Genomic DNA, 18,725 nt, shown 5'->3' on the forward strand with positions numbered 1-18,725 from the left:
ATACGCAAGACTGCCAGCCATGATCCGCTTCGAGGCAGTGACCAAGAAGTACGACGACGGGACCACCGCGGTCGACCATCTGGACCTGACCGCGCCCACGGGGAAGATCACCGTGCTCGTCGGTCCGTCCGGATGCGGGAAGACGACCAGCCTGCGAATGATCAACCGGATGATCACCCCGACGTCCGGCACGGTCCTGATCGACGACCAGGACACGGCCTCGCTGCCAGCAGCCAAGTTGCGGCGCGGGATCGGCTACGTGATCCAGCACGCCGGGCTGTTCCCGCACCGCACCGTCGTGGACAACATCGCCACGGTGCCGATGCTCAACGGCGTCAGCCGGCGCGAGGCGCGGACCCGGGCGGTGGAGTTGATGGAGCGGGTGGGCCTGTCCCCCGAGTTCGCCAAGCGCTACCCCGCCCAGCTGTCCGGTGGCCAGCAGCAGCGGGTGGGCGTCGCGCGAGCCCTGGCGGCTGATCCGCCGGTCATGCTGATGGACGAACCGTTCTCCGCCGTCGACCCGGTGGTGCGTGACCAGTTGCAGGATGAGTTCCTGCGCCTGCAGGGCGAGTTGGGCAAGACCATCGTCTTCGTCACCCACGACATCGACGAAGCCATCAAGCTCGGCGACCAGATCGCGGTGTTGCGTGTGGGTGGGAAGTTGGCCCAGCTGGCGTCCCCGCATGAGTTGCTGACGCGGCCGGACGACGCGTTCGTTGCCGGTTTCGTGGGTCGGGACCGCGGGTACCGCGCGCTGGGTTTCGCCGACGCCGACCTTCCCGTCTCCGATGAACCCACCGTGCGCCTGGGCCAGGACGTCGGGTCGGGAGCGGACTGGGTGCTCGTCCTCGACCAGGACAGCGCCCCCCAGGGCTGGATCGATCGACGTACGACGAGTGGCCAGGTCACGCCGGACGTCCTGCGACGAGGGGGAACCCTTGCGACACAGGGTGGTTCGCTGCGCAGTGCGCTGGACGCCTGCCTGTCGTCACCGTCCGGTCGCGGAGTAGTCGTCGACGACGCCGGTCGCTTCGTCGGCACCCTCCGCCTGGAGACCGTGATCGAGCGGATCGAGGCGGAACGAGCTGACGCACCGGAGGTGACGGCCTGATGTTCGCCTACTTCCGGGATCACTTCGCAGAAGTGATGAACGAACTGTGGGCACACACCTGGCTGTCCACGGTGCCCGTCGTGATCGGCCTGCTGCTGGCACTGCCTCTGGGGTGGATCGCGCGACGCTACTCGTTCACCTATCCCCCGATCATGACGGTGACCGGCCTGCTCTACACGATCCCCTCGATCGCGTTGTTCGTGCTGATCCCACCGCTGCTCGGGCTGGACCCGCTGACGCCGCTGCAGGTGCCGATCGCGCTGACCATCTACTCGGTGGCGTTGCTGGTGCGGGTGGTTGCGGACGGCCTGGGATCGGTGAGCGAGACGACCACCAACGCCGCAACCGCGATCGGCTACACCGGCCCGCGGCGGTTCTTCGCCGTGGACCTGCCGGTCGCCGTACCTGTCATCAGCGCCGGGGTCCGGGTCGCGGTCGTCTCCAACGTGAGCATCGTCGCCGTTGCCGGCACGATCGGCATGACCAACCTCGGATCGTTGTTCGACCAGGGCTACCAACTGTCGGTGAACGGTCCGTACTACCCGCCGATCCTGCTCGGTCTGGTGCTGTGCATCCTGCTGGCGCTGGTCCTGGACGGGCTGGTCGTGCTCGCGACCCGACTGCTCACCCCGTGGCGTCGGGCCGGCGCCTCCGTCGGAGCGCCCGCATGATCGGCCAGGTCCTGGAGTGGCTGAACGACCCGGCCCATTGGCGCAACATCGGCCCCTACACCGGCATCCGCACCCAGTTGCTGACGCACATCTGGTACTGCCTGATCGCATTGTTCTTCGGAATCCTGATCGCTGTGCCACTGGGGCTGTGGATCGGCCACACCGGCCGCGCGAAGTGGATCGTCACCACCGCCAACGCGCTGCGCGCGATTCCCACGGTCGGGTTGCTGATCCTGCTGGTCGTGATGATCGCGCCGCACTTCACCGGCCGTACGTCGGCGGGCTTCCTGATCCCGACCTTGATCGTGCTGGTCATCCTGGCCATCCCGCCGTTGCTGGCCGGCACCTACTCCGGCATCGACAACGTGGACGACAGCGTGCGCGATGCGGCCTACGGGATGGGGATGACCAGTCGGTCGGTGCTGTGGAAGGTCGAGGTCCCCAACGCCCTTCCGTTGATGTTCTCGGGCTTGCGCTCAGCGGCCCTGCAGGTCATCGCGACAGCGACCATCGCGGCGTACGTCACACTCGGTGGTCTCGGCCGGTTCATCTACGACGGCCTGGCCCAGCAGGATTACCCCCAGATGATCGGTGGTGGTGTCTTGGTGGCTGGGCTAGCGTTGGCGACCGATATTGTCCTTGCCATAATCCAACGTTATGTAGTTTCACCCGGGGTGTCCGGCCGCTTCCGCCGGTCGAGCGCCTCGGACCAGAGGGTGTCGAACGACCCCGCCGAATTAGCCCTGGAGTTGTCATGATCAAACGTTCCCTCGCCGCTGCAACCATCGCCGGACTCGCACTCGGGCTGTCCGGCTGCGGCAAGGACAGCGCCGCCGGCAACTCGGCCTCCCCCGGCGGCACCGGCGGTGCCACGATCGCCTCCCAGATGATCTTCGGTGGCCCCGCCGAGTTCCAGACCCGCGCCGACGGCCTGCCCGGGCTGACCAAGCACTACGGCGTGACGTTCAGCAAGTTCATCACCACCGACACCGGCGGCCCGGTCACGGTCACGGCCCTGAAGAACGGACGGATCGACGCAGCCAACCTCTTCACGACCGACCCCTCGATCAAGGCCAACGACTTCGTCATCCTGACCGACCCGAAGTCCAACTTCGCCGCGCAGAACGTGACGCCGATCGTCAACAAGGCCAAGGCCACCCAGGGCGTCAAGGACGTGCTGAACGCGATCTCCACCAAGCTGACCACCGTGGACCTGGGCAACCTGGTCGGCGCCGTGCAGAACGACAAGAAGGACCCCGAGGTGGTGGCCAAGCAGTGGCTGGCCGACCACCCGCTGGGCACCCCCGCCAACGCGGCATCCGGTGCGACGCTGACCGTCGGCTCGGCCAACTTCCCGGAGAACGTCGTGTTGGCCTGGATCTACGCCGATGCCCTCAAGGCCGCGGGGGCCAACATCTCCACCAAGATGAACATCGGCAGCCGTGAGAAGTACTTCCCGGCGCTGAAGTCCGGTTCCATCGACGTGTTCCCCGAGTACAACGGCGCCCTACTGAGCTACCTCGACAAGAACGCCACGGCGACGACCACCGCGGAAGTCGACGCGGCGCTGGCCAAGGCGCTGCCCAGCAACCTCGAAGCCCTCAAGTCCTCGCCGGCAGAGGACTCCGACGCGATCGTGGTCACCAAGGCGACGGCCGAGAAGTACAACTTGACCTCGATCGCCGACCTGGCCAAGGCGGCTTCCTGATCAACGTCCAGCTCAGTCCCCACCGCGTTCGGGCGGCCTACGACCGGTAGGCCGCCCGAACCGCTTGTTCGACCTGCTCGAACCGATCCTGGGTCAGGGCACATGCCTGTCGACGTACCCGGGCGGGGTCGATCCGCAACGTCCGGTTGACCCGCACCTCGCTGCGACGACCACTGGTGTCCCAGGGCCCGGAGCCGATATCCACCCACAACCGCCCGGCCCGGCGTTCCTGGGCGGCGTCGCGGTCGTGGTCCTTGCTGGTCAGCGGCAGCGCCAGGAGCCACGGTCCGTCGGTTCCGATCAGCAGGACCGGGCGGTCCTTGCCCTGGCTGTAGTCCTCCTCGAAGGGCACCCAGGCCCACACGATCTCGCCGGGGTCGAACTGGTTGTCCGCGTGCGGGGCGTAACTGATCGGCGGCATGCCCTTGAAATCCCCTGGGTAGTCGCTCGACCTCTGGCCTGCGGGGACACTGCCGGGCCGATCTGCCGAGGACCCACTTCTGCGCGTCGCGGAGGACCCACTGCTCTGCGTCGCAGTCCGGACCGCGGACATCACGGACTCGAAGACCGATCGCCAACCTGAGGAAGCCATACCGCCGATGGTAGGGGCTAACTACCTGTAACTCGATGTTCCTAGTACCGCGCGTACCCACTATCGGTTACGCTGTCGTAAGTGCGGACCGAGTACCGGGCACCGTCCGCCACGTTCCCTGCTTCTTGAAAGGCGTGCCATGAGCATCCTGAACACCAAACTGACGCCCGCCGACAAGGCACAGGCCTACGGCATGCGGCTGCTCACCAGAGCCGGTGGCCTGGATGCGATCAAGAACGACACGCTGCGCAAGCGCTTGGAGAAAATCCTCTACACCAGCGCCAAGCAAGGCTTCAAGGCGCAGACGGTGGCGGGCAAGGCCTTCGCCAAGAAGTCCGGCTCCGGCGCTCCGGTACGCGCCACCCCGAGCACGCCGAAGGCCGTCTTCGACCTGAACCCCACCGAGGACCAGGCGATGATCGCCGAGGCCGCCCGGGAGATCGCCGATGAGGTGATCCGGCCGGCCGCCGCCCAGGCCGACACCGAACGGGCGCTGCCGGACAAGGTGCGGGCGCAGGCTGCTGAGATGGGTCTGACCCTGGTGGGCGTCCCCGCCGAACTGGGCGGCATCGCCGAAGAAGCATCCGCCGTCACCGGCGTGCTGGTGTTGGAGCAGCTTTCCCGCGGCGACATGGGCCTGGCCGTCGCGCTGATGTCCAGCGCCGCCGTCGCCGGTGCCATCGCCAACTACGGTGACGCCGCGCAGCAGGCGACCTTCCTGCCGCCGTTCACCGACGAGAAGGACCCGGCCGTCGGCGCGCTGGCCATCCAGGAGCCGCAGCCGCTCTTCAACCCGGCCAAACCCGCGACGACCGCGGTCCGCCAGGGCGACTCCGTGGTGATCAACGGCACCAAGGCGCTGGTCCCCGGCGCCGACAGCAGTGACCTGTTCATCGTGTCCGCGTTGCTGGACGGCGCTGCCCGCCTGATCATCGTCGAGCCGGGCGCCGAGGGTCTGCACTACGACGACAACCCGGCGATGGGCATCCGGGCGGCCAGGACCGGGCAACTGGTCCTTGAGGACGTCACCGTCCCCGCGACCAACGTCCTGGGCACCGAGGCGGACCACGCGGACGCCGTACGCCGGGCCCGTCTGGCCTGGGCCGCCGCCGCGGTGGGTACCGGGACCGCGGTCCTGGACCAGCTCAAGACCTACACCAAGGAGCGCAAAGCGTTCGGTGAGCCGATCGCCTACCGGCAAGCGGTTGCCTTCACCGTCGCCAACATCGCCATCGAGGTCGACGGTCTGCGCCTGGTCGTGCTGCGCGCTGCGTCCTTGCTGGACGCCGGCAAGGATGCCTCCGCCCAGATCGCGCACGCCCGCTCCCTCGCTACCCGCCACCTGACCGAGGTTGGCTCGAACGCGGTGCAGATGCTTGGCGGCCACGGCTTCGTCAAGGAATTCGACAACGAGCGGTGGTACCGCGACCTGCGCGCCACCGGTGTCCTCGAGGGCACCCTCTACGTCTGACCGGCCCACCACTTTCAGGAGCACACCATGATCAATCTCGAGATCCCCCGGAAGTTCGTGCCGCTGGTCAAGCAGGCCGGATCGATGGCCGATGAGGTCTTCCGCCCGATCAGCCGCAAGTACGACCTGGCGGAGCACGACTACCCCGTCGAACTGGACCTGATGTCCGCGCTGATCGACGGCATGTCCGACAGCGGCGCCGCCCAGGGCGCCGGCGCCACCGGGGCGACCAAGGAGGCCGCCGCCAAGGAGAAGAAGGTCGACGACGGCAGCGCCAAGAACGGCGCCAACCTGTCCTCGGTGCTGTCCATCATGGAAACCTGCCGCGGCGACGTGGGCCTGACGCTCTCCCTGCCCCGCCAGGGTCTGGGTAACGCGGCGATCGCCGCCGTCGCCAACGATGAGCAGAAGGCACGGTACGCCGGTCGGTGGGCGGCCATGGCGATCACCGAGCCGGATGTGGGCTCGGACTCGGGGGCGATCCGCACGACCGCCACCAAGGACGGCGATGAGTACGTGCTCAACGGCGAGAAGATCTTCGTGACGTCCGGAGAGCGCGCCGAACTCGTCGTGGTGTGGGCGACCCTAGACCGCAGCCTGGGCAAGAAGGCGATCAAGTCCTTCGTGGTCGAACGCTCCAACCCCGGTCTGAAACTGGTTCGCCTGGAGCACAAGCTGGGGATCCGCGCTTCCGACACCGCCGCGTTCAGCCTGCAGGACTGCCGGGTGCCCGCCGCCGACCTGCTGGGTGACCCGGAGATCAAGACCGAGGGCGGCTTCGGCGGTGCCATGCAGACCTTCGACAACACCCGGCCGCTCGTGGCCGCGATGGCCGTCGGCCTGACCCGGGCCTCCCTGGACCTGGCGACTGAACTGCTCGCGCAGGCCGGGGTCAAGCCGGACCTGGACGCGCCGATCACCACCCAGTCGTACGCCGCGGCCAGCCTGATCGAGATGGAAGCCGACTTCGAGGCTGCCTACCTACTGGCCCTGCGGGCCGCGTGGATGGCCGACAACGGTCAGCCCAACTCGATGGAAGCTTCGATGGCCAAGGCAAAAGCTGGCCGTACCTGCGTCAACGTCTCCCTCAAGTGCGTCGAGTTGTGCGGGGCCACCGGGTACGCCGAGACCGAGTTGCTGGAGAAGTGGGCCCGCGACTCCAAGATCCTGGACATCTTCGAAGGAACCCAGCAGATCCAATTGTTGGTGGTTGCCCGCCGCCTGCTCGAGTTGTCTTCCAGCGAACTCAAGTAGTCACCACCGGCAACGTTGGAACGGCCCACTCCGGATGTCCGGAGTGGGCCGTTCACGTCCCCGCGCGCAACGAGTGGCGACTAATAGACACGGCACGAAAGTTTTTGCCATTCATCTTCACATCACCGGCAGTTCTTTTCGTATGCTCGTGCTCGGCGGGTTCATGACGCGCCGCCTACCTCATCCGGAACAGAGCAGGAGCACCGTCCATGTCACCTCAGCTTCGCACCACCCGCCGGACGCGTACGACGCTCAGCGCCGTCGGCATGATCGCGGTAGCCGGCCTGTTCCTGGCCGGCTGCGGCGACGACGGCTCGAGCACGGGATCCACCGGAGGGGCCAGCGGCGACTCCGGTGGCAAGTCGGTCAGCCTGTGGGTGATGAAGGGCACCAACCCCGATGCCTCTGGGTACTACAGCGCCTTGAAGACCGACTTCAAAGCCAAGACGGGTGCGACGTTGAACATCCAGGAGGTCGAGTGGGCTGACGCGCACGACAAACTGGTGCGGTCTTTCGCCAGTGGTGACGGCCCGGACGTTTCGGAGATCGGCACGACCTGGACGCCGGAGTTCGCCTCCGCCGGTGGCCTGGCCGATCTGTCCAGCAAGATCGCGTCCTCGGGTAAGGGCAATGACCTGCTGCAGGCGCTCAAGGATTCGGCGACCTATGACGGCAAGCAGTACGGCGTGGGCTGGTACGCCGGTACCCGCGGCGTGGTCTACCGCAAGGACATCTTCGCCAAGGACGGCATCAAGGTGCCGACCAACTGGGCCGAACTCGAAGACACCGTGAAAACGCTGAAGCAGAAGGAGCCGGGCATGGCTCCTATGCCGATCGCGGGCGCCTCGTCGTACGCCGCTGCCCCCTTCATCTGGGGAGCGGGCGGTGATTTCGCAACGGAGAGCGGCGGCAAATGGACCGGCACCCTGGACAGCGCAGGCTCCCGCGCGGGGCTGTCCTTCTACACCGGTCTGGCGACCAAGGACGGCTCATCCACGACCGGCGCCTCGACGTGGAAGGAAACCGATCTGCTGGACGCCTTCACCAAGGGCAAGGCCGCCATGGTCATCCAGGGCAACTGGACTCCCAAGGCCGCCGTCCAAGCCGACCCGACCCTGAAGGACAAGATCGGCGCCTTCGCGGTACCCGGTAAGGACGGCGGCATCGCTCCGACCTTCCTAGGTGGTTCCAACCTGGCGGTCATGGCCAAGAGCAAGAACCAGGATCTCGACTGGCAACTGATCGACCTGATGACCTCCGATAAGTTCGCCAAGCAGTGGGCGGACGAGACCGGCTTCTTCCCCAGCACCCAGAGCGCGCTCAAGCCGTACGCGAACAGCACCGATCCCTTGGTGGCCCCCTTCGCGAAGGCCATGCTCGAGGCGGGCCGCAACGTCCCCAACGCTCCGCAGTGGGGCAAGGTCGAGGGCAACAAGACGATCACCCAGATGCTGCAGTCGATCCTGACCGGTACATCGGTGGATGACGCCACGACCAAGGCCAGCCAGGCGATCACGGCAACCCTCAACGCTAACTGACCAAGGAACGCTGGAGCGCTCTCGAACGCAGAGCCTGCGTCGCAGGGCGCTAGATAATCGCGCCGGCCATCGCAATCTGGGTAAGTCGCTGGAGAGGTGGCGGCGGTGTGGACAACGACTGAATGAGGCCGATGTACATAAGGTCCGCCTCGGGGTCTACCCAAAACCAGGTGCCTGCCGCGCCATCCCAGAAATAGGTGCCGGTGCCTACCGGGAGCCCGGCCGAATCTGGGTCGATAACTACAGCACCGTTGTATCCGTATCCCAGCCCGGGCCCGAATCGCATCTGACCGACGCGAAAGGGTTGGGCTAGTAGGTGCTCAGCCAGGTGGTTGGTCATCATGATGCTCACTTGTTCAGCCGAAACTATACGAGTCCCATGCCAACTGCCTTTGTTGAGTAGCAGTTGGGCGAACCGGCATAGTCGTCAACTGTTGAATACAGCCCCATTCCACCCCAAGCGATGGCTGGCCTCTCGGTCCAGTCGTTAAACAATGGGTTTTCCGTAGGAACTAAATGGTCACTTTGGAACCGATACATCTGGGCTACACGATCACGATAACCGGGTGGCACATAGAATCCAGTGCAGTTCATGCCGAGGGGCGAGAAGATCTCGCGCTTCATGAATCGATCGAGACGCTGCCCAGTGAGCCGTTCAACTATTGCTCCCTGTAAGTCAGTTGAGATGCTGTATCTAAACCCTTCTCCTGGGTGCTGGGCGAGCGGAAGATGCGCCACGCGGGTCACAAGATCATCGGCACCGTCTGCACCTAGAACCCCCGCCTGCTGGTAGATCCGGTCGACCGGATCCTCTGTTTGGGTTCCGTACGCAAACCCTGCTGTATGTGTGAGCAGCTCGATCATCAATGGCTGGTGTCGCGCCATTGCCCGACTCACACGCCCAGAGGAATCTACGAATGCCACGTCGCGCTCGGCCAATTCCGGCAGGTAGGTGGAGATTGGCTCCATCGGCTTCCACATACCTCGATCGGCGAGGATCGCCATCGCCAAAGCAGTAACAGGTTTGGTCATTGAGAAGATGCGGAAGATCGTGTCGCGACGCATCCGGCGTCGCTGGAGGTGGTCGTTCATCCCGTACACGCCCACGTTGGCGATCCGTCCGTGCCGCGCAGTCAGAGTCACCGCTCCGGCAACCTCACCCCGATCGACGTAGTCGCGTACGACGGCCTCAACCCGGTCGAGGCCTGCCGGCGAAAGATCCACCTGCCTTGGAAGAGCAGTTCCGAGACCGAGCATCCGACCTGCCTTCACGCTCTGAAAATTGTTACCGTCCGATGCTCCCATGATGAGTAGGATTTTCATAGACTCGAAACGTTCGCGTCCCCATCACGGCATCTGGAGCACACCATGTCCCGACCTACTCGTCGCAAAACCTCGCGTAATCTGACCTGCTTGGTGGGGAGCATCGCTGCCGCGTCCCTGATTCTCGCTGGCTGCGGCGATGACGGGTCGAACCCCGCCGCTACGAGCAACGGTTCTGGTGGAGCGCAGACAGTGAACCTGTGGGTCATGAAAGGGACCAACCCCGACTCATCTGGCTACTACAACGCGCTGAAGAGTGCGTTCAAGAGCAAAACCGGTGCAACCGTCAACATCACCGAGGTTGAGTGGGCAGATGCGCACGACAAACTCGTACGCTCTTTCGCCAGCGGCGACGGCCCGGACGTTGCGGAGATCGGTGCGACCTGGAACCCGGAGTTCGCATCAGCGGGTGGGCTGGCCGACCTCACCGCCAAGATTCAGTCCTCCGGGCTGGGAAACCAGGAACTGCAGGCTCTGAAGGATTCAGCCACCTACGACGGAAAGCAGTACGGGGTCGGCTGGTACGCCGGTACCCGCGGAATCGTCTACCGCAAGGACATCTTCGCCAAGGACGGCATCAAGGTACCGACCAACTGGGCCGAACTCGAGGCCACTGTAAAAACGCTGAAGCAGAAGGAGCCTGGCATGGCTGCCATGCCCATCGCGGGTGCTTCGCAGTACGCTGCTGCCCCCTTCATCTGGGGAGCGGGCGGCGACTTCGCGACGCAAAGTGGCAGTAAGTGGACAGGACACCTGGATAGCGCTGCATCCCGCGCTGGCCTGTCGTTCTACACCGGTCTGGCCACCAAGGATGGCTCATCGACCGCGGGTGCCTCCACGTGGAAGGAAACCGATCTGCTGGACGCCTTCACCAAGGGCAAAGCCGCCATGGTCATCCAGGGCAACTGGACTCCCAAGGCCGCCGTGGAAGCCGATCCGACGTTGAAGGACAAGATTGGCGCCTTCGCGATTCCCGGCAAGGACGGCGGAATCGCTCCGACGCTCGTTGGCGGGTCCAACCTGGCGACGATGGCTAGAAGCAAGAACCAGGACCTCGACTGGCAACTGATCGAATTGATGACCACCGGTGCACTTGCCAAGCAGTTCGCGGAGGAAAGCAGCTTCTTCCCTAGCACCAAGTCCGGCTTGGAGAGCTTTGCAAACAATCCCAATTCGCTGACCGCACCCTTCGCCAAAGCCATGCTCGACGAAGGCCGGGCCCTCCCGAGCGCACCTCAATGGGGTGCGGCAGAGGGTAAGAAGATAATTCCGCAGATGCTGCAGTCCATCCTCACCGGTACCCCGGTCGACAAGGCGACAACTACGGCCAACCAGCAGCTGACGGCCATCTTGAACGAGAGTTGAGATGCGCCGTACCGCTAGCCGCCCGTGGCTGCTTCTGGCCGCGCCACTGCTGGTCATTGCGGCACTGCTGCTCTATCCGATCTACCGAGTCATCTATCTGTCGTTCCACGCGTACGGCCTGAAGGAGATCATCTCCGGGGTCCCACGGTGGATCGGCCTGGACAACTACAAACAGGTGTTCTCGGGCTCCCCCGGGCTGCCGGCGAACTACCTGTGGAGCATCATCCTGCCCAACACCGTCGTCTTCGCGGTGGTGACCGTCGTGGGGACGGTGGTGTTGGGCACGCTGGTCGCGCTGTTGTTGCGTGCGCTGGGTCCGAAATGGCGCAGCGTCATCATCGGCGCAATGCTGATCGCCTGGGCCCTCCCGGCAGTGACGGGGACCTACATCTGGCGCTGGATCTTCGATCCGGACGCCGGCATTGTGCGTCAGGCGCTCCAAGGCCTCGGACTGCTCGGCCCGGAGGGCTACAACTGGTTCCTCGACCGGCTCAGCTTCTACGCCATCGCCGCCCTGAACGTGATCCACCACGGCTACCCGTTCGTGGCGCTGACCATCTACGCCGGCCTGCTCACCGTCCCCGAGGACCTGTACGAAGCAGCGGCGCTGGACGGTGCGAGTGCCTGGAAACGGTTCACCAGCATCACGCTGCCGATCCTGCGACCGGTCTTCGCCGTGGTGACGATTCTGTCGACCATCTGGAACTTCAAGGTCTTTGCGCAGATCTACCTGATGCCCGGCGGTGACGGCAGCAACCCCGACGTCCTCAACATGGGCGTGTGGTCCTACATCACCGGTATCAACCAGACCAACTACGGCCTGGGGTCAGCAATCGCGGTGCTGCTCACGCTGGTGCTGCTGGCGATCACCCTGGTCTACCTGCGACTGCTCTTCCGGGAGGACGACCTGCAATGAACAGCCACTCCACTCCGGCCATGAAGATCGGCAAGTACACCGCAGCGGTCGCCCTCCTGTTGTTCACCCTGTTCCCGATCTACTTCATGCTCACGACGGCCGTCAGCAACACCAATACCTCCGGCGCGGACAGCCTGTTGCCGACGTCGTTCACCTTCCGGCACTTCACCGACGTGATGACCAAAGGGCATTTCAGCACCTATCTGATGAACTCCGCGATCGTCACGGTCATCACGGTTGTCGTATCGGTCTTCCTGGCCCTGCTGGGTTCGGTGGCGATCGCCCGCTTCCGATTCCGTTTCCGCACAACGGTTCTCGTGCTCGTGCTGATCGTGCAGATGTTGCCCGCGGAAGCATTGGTCATCCCGCTCTTCCTACAGATGAAGCAGTGGCACCTGCTGAACTCCCTCATCGGACTGGCCGTCGTCTACATCGCCTTCTCGTTACCGTTCGCCATCTGGAACCTGCGCGGGTTCGTTGCTGCCGTGCCCGTGGAATTGGAGGAAGCGGCCTACCTGGACGGTTGCGGCTGGTGGCGGATGTTCCGCTCGGTGCTGCTGCCGCTGGTCACCCCGGGCCTCATCGCGACCGGAGCGTTCTCCTTCGTCCTGGCCTGGGAGGAGTTCACCTTCGCCCTGACCTTCCTGTCCCGCGACGACCGCCTCACCGTGGGCGTCGGGTTGCAGTCCTTCTTCGGCCAGAACACCAACGACTGGAATGGTCTGATGGCCGCCTCGACCATCGTGACGATCCCGGTCGTGGTCATCTTCGTGCTCGCGCAGAAGCGCATGGGGGCCGGACTGGTGGCTGGGTCTGTCAAGTGAACGAGCTGCGCCGGTTGGCCCTATCGGTGCTGATGCCCGGTTTCGAAGGGCGCATCGCGCCGGACTGGCTGAAGTCCGCGGTTGATGACGGCCTGGGAAGCGTCTGCTACTTCGGGCACAACATCAGTCCCGATCCTGCTGCGACCCGGGCGCTTTCAGACGATCTACACACCCGTGGCCTGTCCGTCGTCGCCGTCGATGAAGAGGGCGGGACCGTCAGCCGCCTGGGCACCCACCATGGCAGCGCTCACCTGGGTGCCGCGGCCCTCGGTGCCCTCGACGACCTGGACGCCACCAGTGCCGTCGCGTCCGCGATCGGCCGGGACGTCCGTGCCGCCGGCATCGATCTGGATTTCGCTCCGGTCGCGGACGTCGACAACAACCCGCTGAACCCGGTCATCGGGATCCGGTCCTTTGGTTCCGAGCCGGATCGGGTTGGCGAACAGGTGGCGGCCTTCGTCGATGGACTGCAGTCGCGGGGAGTCGCCGGTTGCGCGAAACACTTTCCCGGACACGGTGATACCGATGTTGACTCCCACCTGGGGCTACCGCGTATCGACCACGACCGGGCTCGGTTGGACCAGGTCGAGTTGGTGCCGTTCCGGGCAGCCATCTCGGCGGGCGTGCAGGCGATCATGACGGCGCACATCGTCTTCGCCACCGTCGATCCCGATCAGCCGGCGACGACCAGCCCCGCAGCGCTGTCCCTGTTGCGAGAGGGACTCGGGTTCCCGGGCGTCATCGTCACCGATGCCCTGGACATGCGGGCGATCCGGGACGGAATGGGCATGGGCGAAGGCTGCGTGCGCGCGCTGCAGGCGGGCGCCGACGTGATCGCCCTCGGGAACGCCGTCTTCAACGGTGGCCCCGCAGGCCCGGAAGGCATTCTGCAGGAAGCAGTTTCGGCAATCACCGCCGCTGTACACAGCGGCCGCCTGGACCCGACGCGACTGCAGGAGGCCGCCGGTCGACTAGCGCGGCTACGCAATTGGGTCGAAGGGGCCCATCAACCTCGGCCCGGCGCGACCGCCGAGCAGGAGCGCAGGTGGGCCGCGTCCGCGCTGACCGTGCGCGGTCGGTGCGAGGCTCCTGCCGGACCGCTGCGCGTCTTGGACGCCCGTCGCGCGCGAAACATCGCCGCTGGTGCTCTCAACGACGTGCTGCTCAATGAGGTCGTACGCCGACACCCCGGCTCCGTGGTCATCCGCGCCTTCGCGCGTGGCCAGTCAGCGGAGGGCCATGGCGACGACGCCGCACCGGCCAGCGTGGTGCGCGATTCCCCCGCCGTCGACCTGGTACTCACCGGCACGCTCGGGGTCGATCCCGTCCAGGACGACATCGTGAGTGACACGCTCGCAGCCAATCCGGAGGCGATCCTGGTGTGCGCTGCGGGTGACGATCAGTTGCCGTGGTCGCGACAGTGGCCGCGCGTCGTGCGAACCCACGGGCACAGCATCCCGACCGCGGTCGCGCTCGCCGATCTCCTCGAGGAGCCAATCGGCTAGCGGGTCAGTGCCGCTGTTCGGAACGCTGCCACGCCGAGATCAGGTCGTCACGAGCACCCTGGCTCGGCGCCGAGTCGATCGCGCGTCGCACTGCGCGCATCGAGCGGGCGGCATCACGGCGGGCGACGAAGGTGCGGGTCAGGCGGGACATGCTGGTGCTTCTTTCACGATCCGATCGGTGATCCAGACCACAGTAATTGCAGTCCGAACATTTCTATATCGAAATTATATGCCCGTACTGCCCCACCGGCAAAACCCGGGCCGTCAGGCCAGCAGGTCGGCGTACTCCGGGTGTTGATCGATCCAGTGCTGCACATACGGGCACGCGGGAACGACCCGAAAACCCTTGTCCCGCAGGTCATCCAGCGCGAACTGGACGATCACTCCCGCGATCCCCTGGCCCTGGTGGGCGGGGTCGACCTCGGTGTGCGGGATGGACACGATGCCCTCGCCCGCCGGGTAGTAGTCCGCGAGCCCCACGATCGCGTCACCGGACCACCCCTCGTACCGCGACTCGTCGGGGTTGTCGATGACTCGGATCGGGCTGCTCATGCGGCCATCATCGCGCGGCCCACTGCTCCAGAACCGCCGGGGTGGTCAGTTCATCGATCGCCCGGCTGACGGCGCCGGCAACCGGCCCGTCCTGGTGCAGCGCGGCCAGCACCGGCGGCGGATCGCTGCGACGGAAGGCCATCAACCCGTCCTGGTACCCCCGCTCGAAGGAGGTCGCATCCGCCGCCATCAACCCTGGCGCAAGGCCGCCGACGGTCACGACCTGCGGATCGAGTGCGTTAACCAAAGCACCCACGCCGCGACCGAACGCGTGTGCCGCGGTCGCCTCGCCACCCGGGTCCAGCATTGCCACGACCACCTGTCGCGACCAGCAGCCGAACGCGCCGCACGGACACTGCTGCGCCGGGTCGCCGAACGGCAGGTGCCCGAACTCCCCCGCGGCCCCCGTCGCGCCGAGCACGGGCGCGCCGTCGAGGACCATCACCCCGCCGATCCCGCCGGTCAGCAACAGGTGCAGGCAACTGCTGGCACCGCGCGCCGCGCCGGTGCGCGCTTCGGCGAGGCCACCCAGGGTCGCGTCGTTGCCCACCAGCAGCGACGCGTGCGGTGGCAACCCGCGCAGCAGCGGAGCCAGGTCGGCCGGCTGCGGCTGCTCCCCCGCAAACTGCAGGAGACGGTCGCCGGTCACCGTGCCCGCCACGGCGACGGACACGACCGGGACGCGATCGGCGTACGGCGACAGGGCCTTGCCCAGCCGGCGCGCCAGGTGCGGGATGAACCGGGCGGGGGTCGCATCGGCGTACGTGCCCTGCTCGAGGAGCGTGACCTCGCCGGCCAGGTCGGCCACCAGGATCTGCCACGTGGACCCCGCCAGATCGAGTACGCCGATCAATGGGCCCTGCGGCGCGGCCGCCAGGAGGGTGGTGGGCCGGCCGGGTCCCGTTGCGGGAGCGGGGGTTTCGGTCAGTAGGTCGTACTGACGCAGGCGGTCGAACAAGTCGCTGGCACTGGCGCTGGAGATTCCGAGTTGCTCCACGGCGAGGGAGCGGGTGACGCCGGGGGCGGTGTGCAACAGACGCAGGACCTCGCCGCCGACTTCCCAACGGCGTAGCACTGTGCGAGGAATCACCGTGGCGACAGGCCCAGCCAACTTGGCAGAGCCGGTCGTCGCCGAATATTCTCGGATCACGAGAAAATAGTACCCGGTGCCCCCAGGAGAGTCAGTGCAACAACCCACCACGGCCGACCGGTCGCCTTCGGTCGTCGCCGACGGTGACGCGGCGTTCCGCGCTGCCCGCATCGGTCTGGTGACGCTGTCGCTGGCCTCGTTCGGTGCGCTGACCACCGAGATGCTGCCCGTCGGCCTGCTGCCGCAGATCGCTGCGTCCCTCGGCATCGCCGAGGAGCACGCGGGACTGCTGGTCGGTGTCTACGCGCTGATGGTCGCCGTGCTGGCCGTCCCGTTGACGATCCTGACCCGACGCCTGCCGCGCAAACCGTTGTTGTTGGCGACCTTGATCGGTTATGCGGTCAGCAACGTATTGGCAGCCACGGCAAGCGGATTCGCTGTCCTGGCCCTCGCGCGTGGATTGGGCGGCATCGCCCACGCTCTCTTCTTCTCGATCTCCATCGGGTACGCCGCGCGCCTCGCACCGCCCTCGCACACCGGCAAGGCGATGGCGCTGATGTCGGTCGGTGGTTCGGCCGGCTTCGTGCTCGGCGTACCGCTCGGCACAGTCATCGGCACCGCCTGGGGTTGGCGCGCGTCCTTTGCCATCCTCACCGTCGGGGTGCTCGCGATCGCCGCCGTGGCGTGGCGGGGGCTGCCCGGGGGCGGCGCCCCGCCGGTGGGGCAGCGTCGCGTACGTCGCGACCCCCGTCCGCTCATCGTGGTGATCCTCGCCTGCGGGTTGGCCTTCCTGGGCCACTACACCGCCTACACCTACATCGCCTCGCTCCTGCACTCCGCCGGACTGCGCCAGGACTGGGTCGGGCCGGTGCTGCTGGTGTTCGGCGTGGTGGGTCTGATCGGGTTGCGGATCGGTGCCCAGCACCTCGACCGGCGACCGCTGGGCAGTGCCCGGCTGATCCCGGCCCTGCTGGCGGCCGGACTTCTGATCGTTGCGGTGAGCTACCCGGAGCTCGTGCCGGTGCTGATCGGCGTCACCTTGTGGACCGGGTCCTTCGGCTCGATCCCCTCGCTCTTCCAGTCGCTTGCGGTGCGCGCGGGCGTCGCCAGCGCTGACGTCGCGGGTGCCTGGATCAACTCCGCCGCCAACGTCGGGATCGCCGGTGGCGCCGTCGTCGGAGGCTTCGTCCTGGCGCACGCGGGTATCGGGTGGTTGCCGGTGGTAGCTGCCACCCTCCTGCTCACGGTCGGCCTCCTGGCCCTGGCGGCACCGGCCGCCTTTCGCGGGAACGGCGACGCCGCAGCGCACTGAGCCCGCACCGGGGCGCGCCCGGTGCCCGCCGTCTTCAACTGAGTGGTTGATAACACCCTGGCCCCGCGCTACGGTGTATTCAACCAATCAGTTGAGGATCTACCCATGACCGAGCTCGACCCGCTCGACCAAGCCTTTGCCGCCCTCGCGGACCCGCCCCGCCGTGACATCGTCGCCCGCCTCGCCGCCGGAGACGCCACTGTCGGCGAACTGGCCGAGCCCTACGCGGTCAGCGTGCAGGCGATCTCCAAACACCTCAAGGTGCTTGAGCGCGCCGGGCTGGTCACCAAGACGCCCGATGCCCAGCGGCGCTCCGTCCATCTCGAGGCCCAGGTCTTCGACCTGATGACGAAGTGGATCGAGCGGTACCGCCGCGAGGCCGAGGCACGCTACCAGCGCCTCGACGCGGTCCTTGCCGCGATCACCGACGACCCATCGCCCACCGGATCCAAGGAGCAGGTCTCATGACCATCACCACGTCCATCGCCGCCGACGCCGCCGTGCCGGCGATCCACATCACCCGCGACTTCGCCGCGACCCCGGCGCAGTTGCTGCGCGCCCACACCGACCCCGACCTGTTCGCCCAATGGGTCGGGCCGGCCAGTCTGCAGACCCGGATCGTTGCCTGGGACGCCCGCGATGGCGGTGAGTGGCGTTACGTCTCGACACGCGACGGTGAGGAGTTCGCCTTCCGCGGCTGCTTCCACACCGTCGGGCCGGACCGCATCGTCCAGACCTTCACGTTCGAGGGCATGCCGGAGCAAGTGGCGTTGGAGACGCTGCGGTTCGAAGAACTGGGCGACCGCGCCACCCGCCTGCACGCCACGTCGCTGTGCGACAGCTTCGAGGCGCGGGACGCCTGGCTGGCCTCCGGCATGGAGACCGGCGTCGAAGAGGGCTACGCCAAGCTCGACCGACTGCTCGGCGGCAGCGATGACTGATGTGGCCACCCGGCATCGCATCGTCGCCGCCCGGTTCGGGGCGCTGACCCGCGGCGCGAGCGACTGGTCGGCGCCGTCGCCGGTCGACGGCTGGACAGCGGCCGACGTGGTCAGCCATCTCATCGAATGGTTCCCACCGTTCTTGCTCGCCGGTTCGGGCATCGAGTGGACGCCTGCGCTCAAGGGACCCGTTGCGGCGTGGGAGCAGCAGTCTGCCAGCGTGCAGGCACTGCTCGACGACCCGCACAACGTGTCGCGGACGTTCGCGCACCCGATGATCCCATCCTGCCCACTGCCCGAGGCGATCGACCGCTACTACACCACCGATGTGCTGATGCACACGTGGGACCTGGCTCGCGCCACCGGTCAGGATGACGGACTCGACGACGCCGAGTGCGCCGCCCTGCTGGCCGGGATGGAACCACTGGACAAGATGCTGCGCCAATCCGGCCAGTACGGCCCCAAGGTCACCGTCGCCGACGACGCTGGCGGCGTGGCCCGGTTGATGGGCTTCATCGGGCGCGATCCATCGTGGGGGCCGGTGCGGTGACG

Annotated in this window: 21 protein-coding genes; 15 read left to right on the plus strand and 6 right to left on the minus strand. The window is 66.4% G+C overall.

Translation table 11 applies throughout. The features are described from left to right. Window positions 1–19 precede the first annotated feature (19 nt). The 4 genes from AZH51_RS14345 to AZH51_RS14360 are packed head-to-tail and all read left to right on the plus strand — an operon-like array spanning window position 20 to window position 3,490. Window positions 20–1,111, plus strand: coding sequence for an ABC transporter ATP-binding protein (locus AZH51_RS14345; protein WP_291525444.1), 1,092 nt, complete (start codon window positions 20–22; stop codon window positions 1,109–1,111). Beyond that, window positions 1,111–1,782, plus strand: coding sequence for an ABC transporter permease (locus AZH51_RS14350; RefSeq protein ID WP_291525446.1), 672 nt, complete (start codon window positions 1,111–1,113; stop codon window positions 1,780–1,782). The genes AZH51_RS14345 and AZH51_RS14350 overlap by 1 nt, the downstream gene beginning before the upstream one ends. Further along, the gene (locus AZH51_RS14355; protein WP_291525448.1) at window positions 1,779–2,540 is read left to right on the plus strand and encodes an ABC transporter permease; all 762 of its coding nucleotides are present in this window, start codon (window positions 1,779–1,781) and stop codon (window positions 2,538–2,540) included. The genes AZH51_RS14350 and AZH51_RS14355 overlap by 4 nt, the downstream gene beginning before the upstream one ends. Further along, on the plus strand, window positions 2,537–3,490 hold the full coding sequence (locus AZH51_RS14360) for a glycine betaine ABC transporter substrate-binding protein (RefSeq protein WP_291525450.1): 954 nt from the start codon (window positions 2,537–2,539) through the stop codon (window positions 3,488–3,490). Before AZH51_RS14355 ends, AZH51_RS14360 begins: the two co-directional genes overlap by 4 nt. Before the next feature lie 37 nt (window positions 3,491–3,527). Here the strand turns inward: AZH51_RS14360 and AZH51_RS14365 are convergent, their stop codons facing one another. Further along, the gene (locus AZH51_RS14365) at window positions 3,528–4,082 is read right to left on the minus strand and encodes a type II toxin-antitoxin system PemK/MazF family toxin (protein WP_291525452.1); all 555 of its coding nucleotides are present in this window, start codon (window positions 4,080–4,082) and stop codon (window positions 3,528–3,530) included. Window positions 4,083–4,221: 139 nt separating this feature from the next. On the opposite strand from AZH51_RS14365, the gene AZH51_RS14370 reads away from it, so the two are divergent. The 3 genes from AZH51_RS14370 (at window position 4,222) to AZH51_RS14380 (ending at window position 8,345) form a co-directional block, all read left to right on the plus strand. Then, complete coding sequence (locus tag AZH51_RS14370; protein WP_291525454.1) at window positions 4,222–5,553, plus strand: acyl-CoA dehydrogenase family protein; 1,332 nt, start codon at window positions 4,222–4,224, stop codon at window positions 5,551–5,553. A gap of 27 nt (window positions 5,554–5,580) precedes the next feature. After that, window positions 5,581–6,807 carry an acyl-CoA dehydrogenase family protein gene (locus AZH51_RS14375; protein ID WP_291525456.1) on the plus strand — a complete coding sequence of 409 codons (1,227 nt, stop codon included), beginning with the start codon at window positions 5,581–5,583 and terminating at the stop codon, window positions 6,805–6,807. A gap of 209 nt (window positions 6,808–7,016) precedes the next feature. Next, the gene (locus AZH51_RS14380; protein ID WP_291525457.1) at window positions 7,017–8,345 is read left to right on the plus strand and encodes a sugar ABC transporter substrate-binding protein; all 1,329 of its coding nucleotides are present in this window, start codon (window positions 7,017–7,019) and stop codon (window positions 8,343–8,345) included. Between the two features lie 49 nt (window positions 8,346–8,394). Here the strand turns inward: AZH51_RS14380 and AZH51_RS18760 are convergent, their stop codons facing one another. Beyond that, a complete protein-coding gene (locus AZH51_RS18760; RefSeq protein ID WP_367188056.1) occupies window positions 8,395–8,688 on the minus strand; it encodes a serine hydrolase in 294 nt (97 codons plus the stop codon). 23 nt (window positions 8,689–8,711) lie between these two features. Continuing rightward, entirely contained in the window at window positions 8,712–9,668 is a 957-nt protein-coding gene (locus AZH51_RS14385) for a serine hydrolase (RefSeq protein ID WP_291525459.1), read from the minus strand. Window positions 9,669–9,875: 207 nt separating this feature from the next. On the opposite strand from AZH51_RS14385, the gene AZH51_RS14390 reads away from it, so the two are divergent. From AZH51_RS14390 to AZH51_RS14405, 4 genes are read left to right on the plus strand one after another with little or no spacing between them, the layout of a single operon-like run. After that, window positions 9,876–11,033: a sugar ABC transporter substrate-binding protein gene (locus AZH51_RS14390; RefSeq protein ID WP_291525461.1), complete on the plus strand. Its 1,158-nt coding sequence runs from the start codon at window positions 9,876–9,878 to the stop codon at window positions 11,031–11,033. 1 nt (window position 11,034) lies between these two features. Then, on the plus strand, window positions 11,035–11,949 hold the full coding sequence (locus AZH51_RS14395; protein ID WP_291525463.1) for a carbohydrate ABC transporter permease: 915 nt from the start codon (window positions 11,035–11,037) through the stop codon (window positions 11,947–11,949). Then, complete coding sequence (locus AZH51_RS14400) at window positions 11,946–12,773, plus strand: carbohydrate ABC transporter permease (protein WP_291525465.1); 828 nt, start codon at window positions 11,946–11,948, stop codon at window positions 12,771–12,773. Before AZH51_RS14395 ends, AZH51_RS14400 begins: the two co-directional genes overlap by 4 nt. Then, the gene (locus AZH51_RS14405; RefSeq protein WP_291525467.1) at window positions 12,770–14,278 is read left to right on the plus strand and encodes a glycoside hydrolase family 3 N-terminal domain-containing protein; all 1,509 of its coding nucleotides are present in this window, start codon (window positions 12,770–12,772) and stop codon (window positions 14,276–14,278) included. Before AZH51_RS14400 ends, AZH51_RS14405 begins: the two co-directional genes overlap by 4 nt. A 4-nt stretch (window positions 14,279–14,282) precedes the next feature. Here AZH51_RS14405 and AZH51_RS14410 read toward each other — a convergent pair whose 3' ends face one another. From AZH51_RS14410 to AZH51_RS14420, 3 genes are all read right to left on the minus strand, one after another. Further along, entirely contained in the window at window positions 14,283–14,429 is a 147-nt protein-coding gene (locus AZH51_RS14410; RefSeq protein WP_291525469.1) for a hypothetical protein, read from the minus strand. 113 nt (window positions 14,430–14,542) lie between these two features. Next, a complete protein-coding gene (locus AZH51_RS14415) occupies window positions 14,543–14,830 on the minus strand; it encodes a GNAT family N-acetyltransferase (RefSeq protein ID WP_291525471.1) in 288 nt (95 codons plus the stop codon). Window positions 14,831–14,837: 7 nt separating this feature from the next. Next, window positions 14,838–15,980, minus strand: coding sequence for an ROK family protein (locus AZH51_RS14420; protein WP_291525473.1), 1,143 nt, complete (start codon window positions 15,978–15,980; stop codon window positions 14,838–14,840). Between the two features lie 34 nt (window positions 15,981–16,014). Here AZH51_RS14420 and AZH51_RS14425 point away from each other — a divergent pair, with 34 nt between their 5' ends. From AZH51_RS14425 to AZH51_RS14440, 4 genes are all read left to right on the plus strand, one after another. After that, the gene (locus tag AZH51_RS14425; RefSeq protein WP_291525475.1) at window positions 16,015–17,232 is read left to right on the plus strand and encodes an MFS transporter; all 1,218 of its coding nucleotides are present in this window, start codon (window positions 16,015–16,017) and stop codon (window positions 17,230–17,232) included. Window positions 17,233–17,337: 105 nt separating this feature from the next. After that, window positions 17,338–17,700: a metalloregulator ArsR/SmtB family transcription factor gene (locus AZH51_RS14430; protein ID WP_291525477.1), complete on the plus strand. Its 363-nt coding sequence runs from the start codon at window positions 17,338–17,340 to the stop codon at window positions 17,698–17,700. Then, window positions 17,697–18,173 carry an SRPBCC family protein gene (locus tag AZH51_RS14435; RefSeq protein WP_291525478.1) on the plus strand — a complete coding sequence of 159 codons (477 nt, stop codon included), beginning with the start codon at window positions 17,697–17,699 and terminating at the stop codon, window positions 18,171–18,173. Before AZH51_RS14430 ends, AZH51_RS14435 begins: the two co-directional genes overlap by 4 nt. Next, the gene (locus AZH51_RS14440) at window positions 18,166–18,723 is read left to right on the plus strand and encodes a maleylpyruvate isomerase family mycothiol-dependent enzyme (RefSeq protein WP_291525479.1); all 558 of its coding nucleotides are present in this window, start codon (window positions 18,166–18,168) and stop codon (window positions 18,721–18,723) included. Before AZH51_RS14435 ends, AZH51_RS14440 begins: the two co-directional genes overlap by 8 nt. The last annotated feature ends 2 nt before the right edge of the window (window positions 18,724–18,725 follow it).

Source organism: Branchiibius sp. NY16-3462-2, assembly GCF_001594145.1.
Classification (GTDB): Bacteria; Actinomycetota; Actinomycetes; order Actinomycetales; family Dermatophilaceae; genus Branchiibius.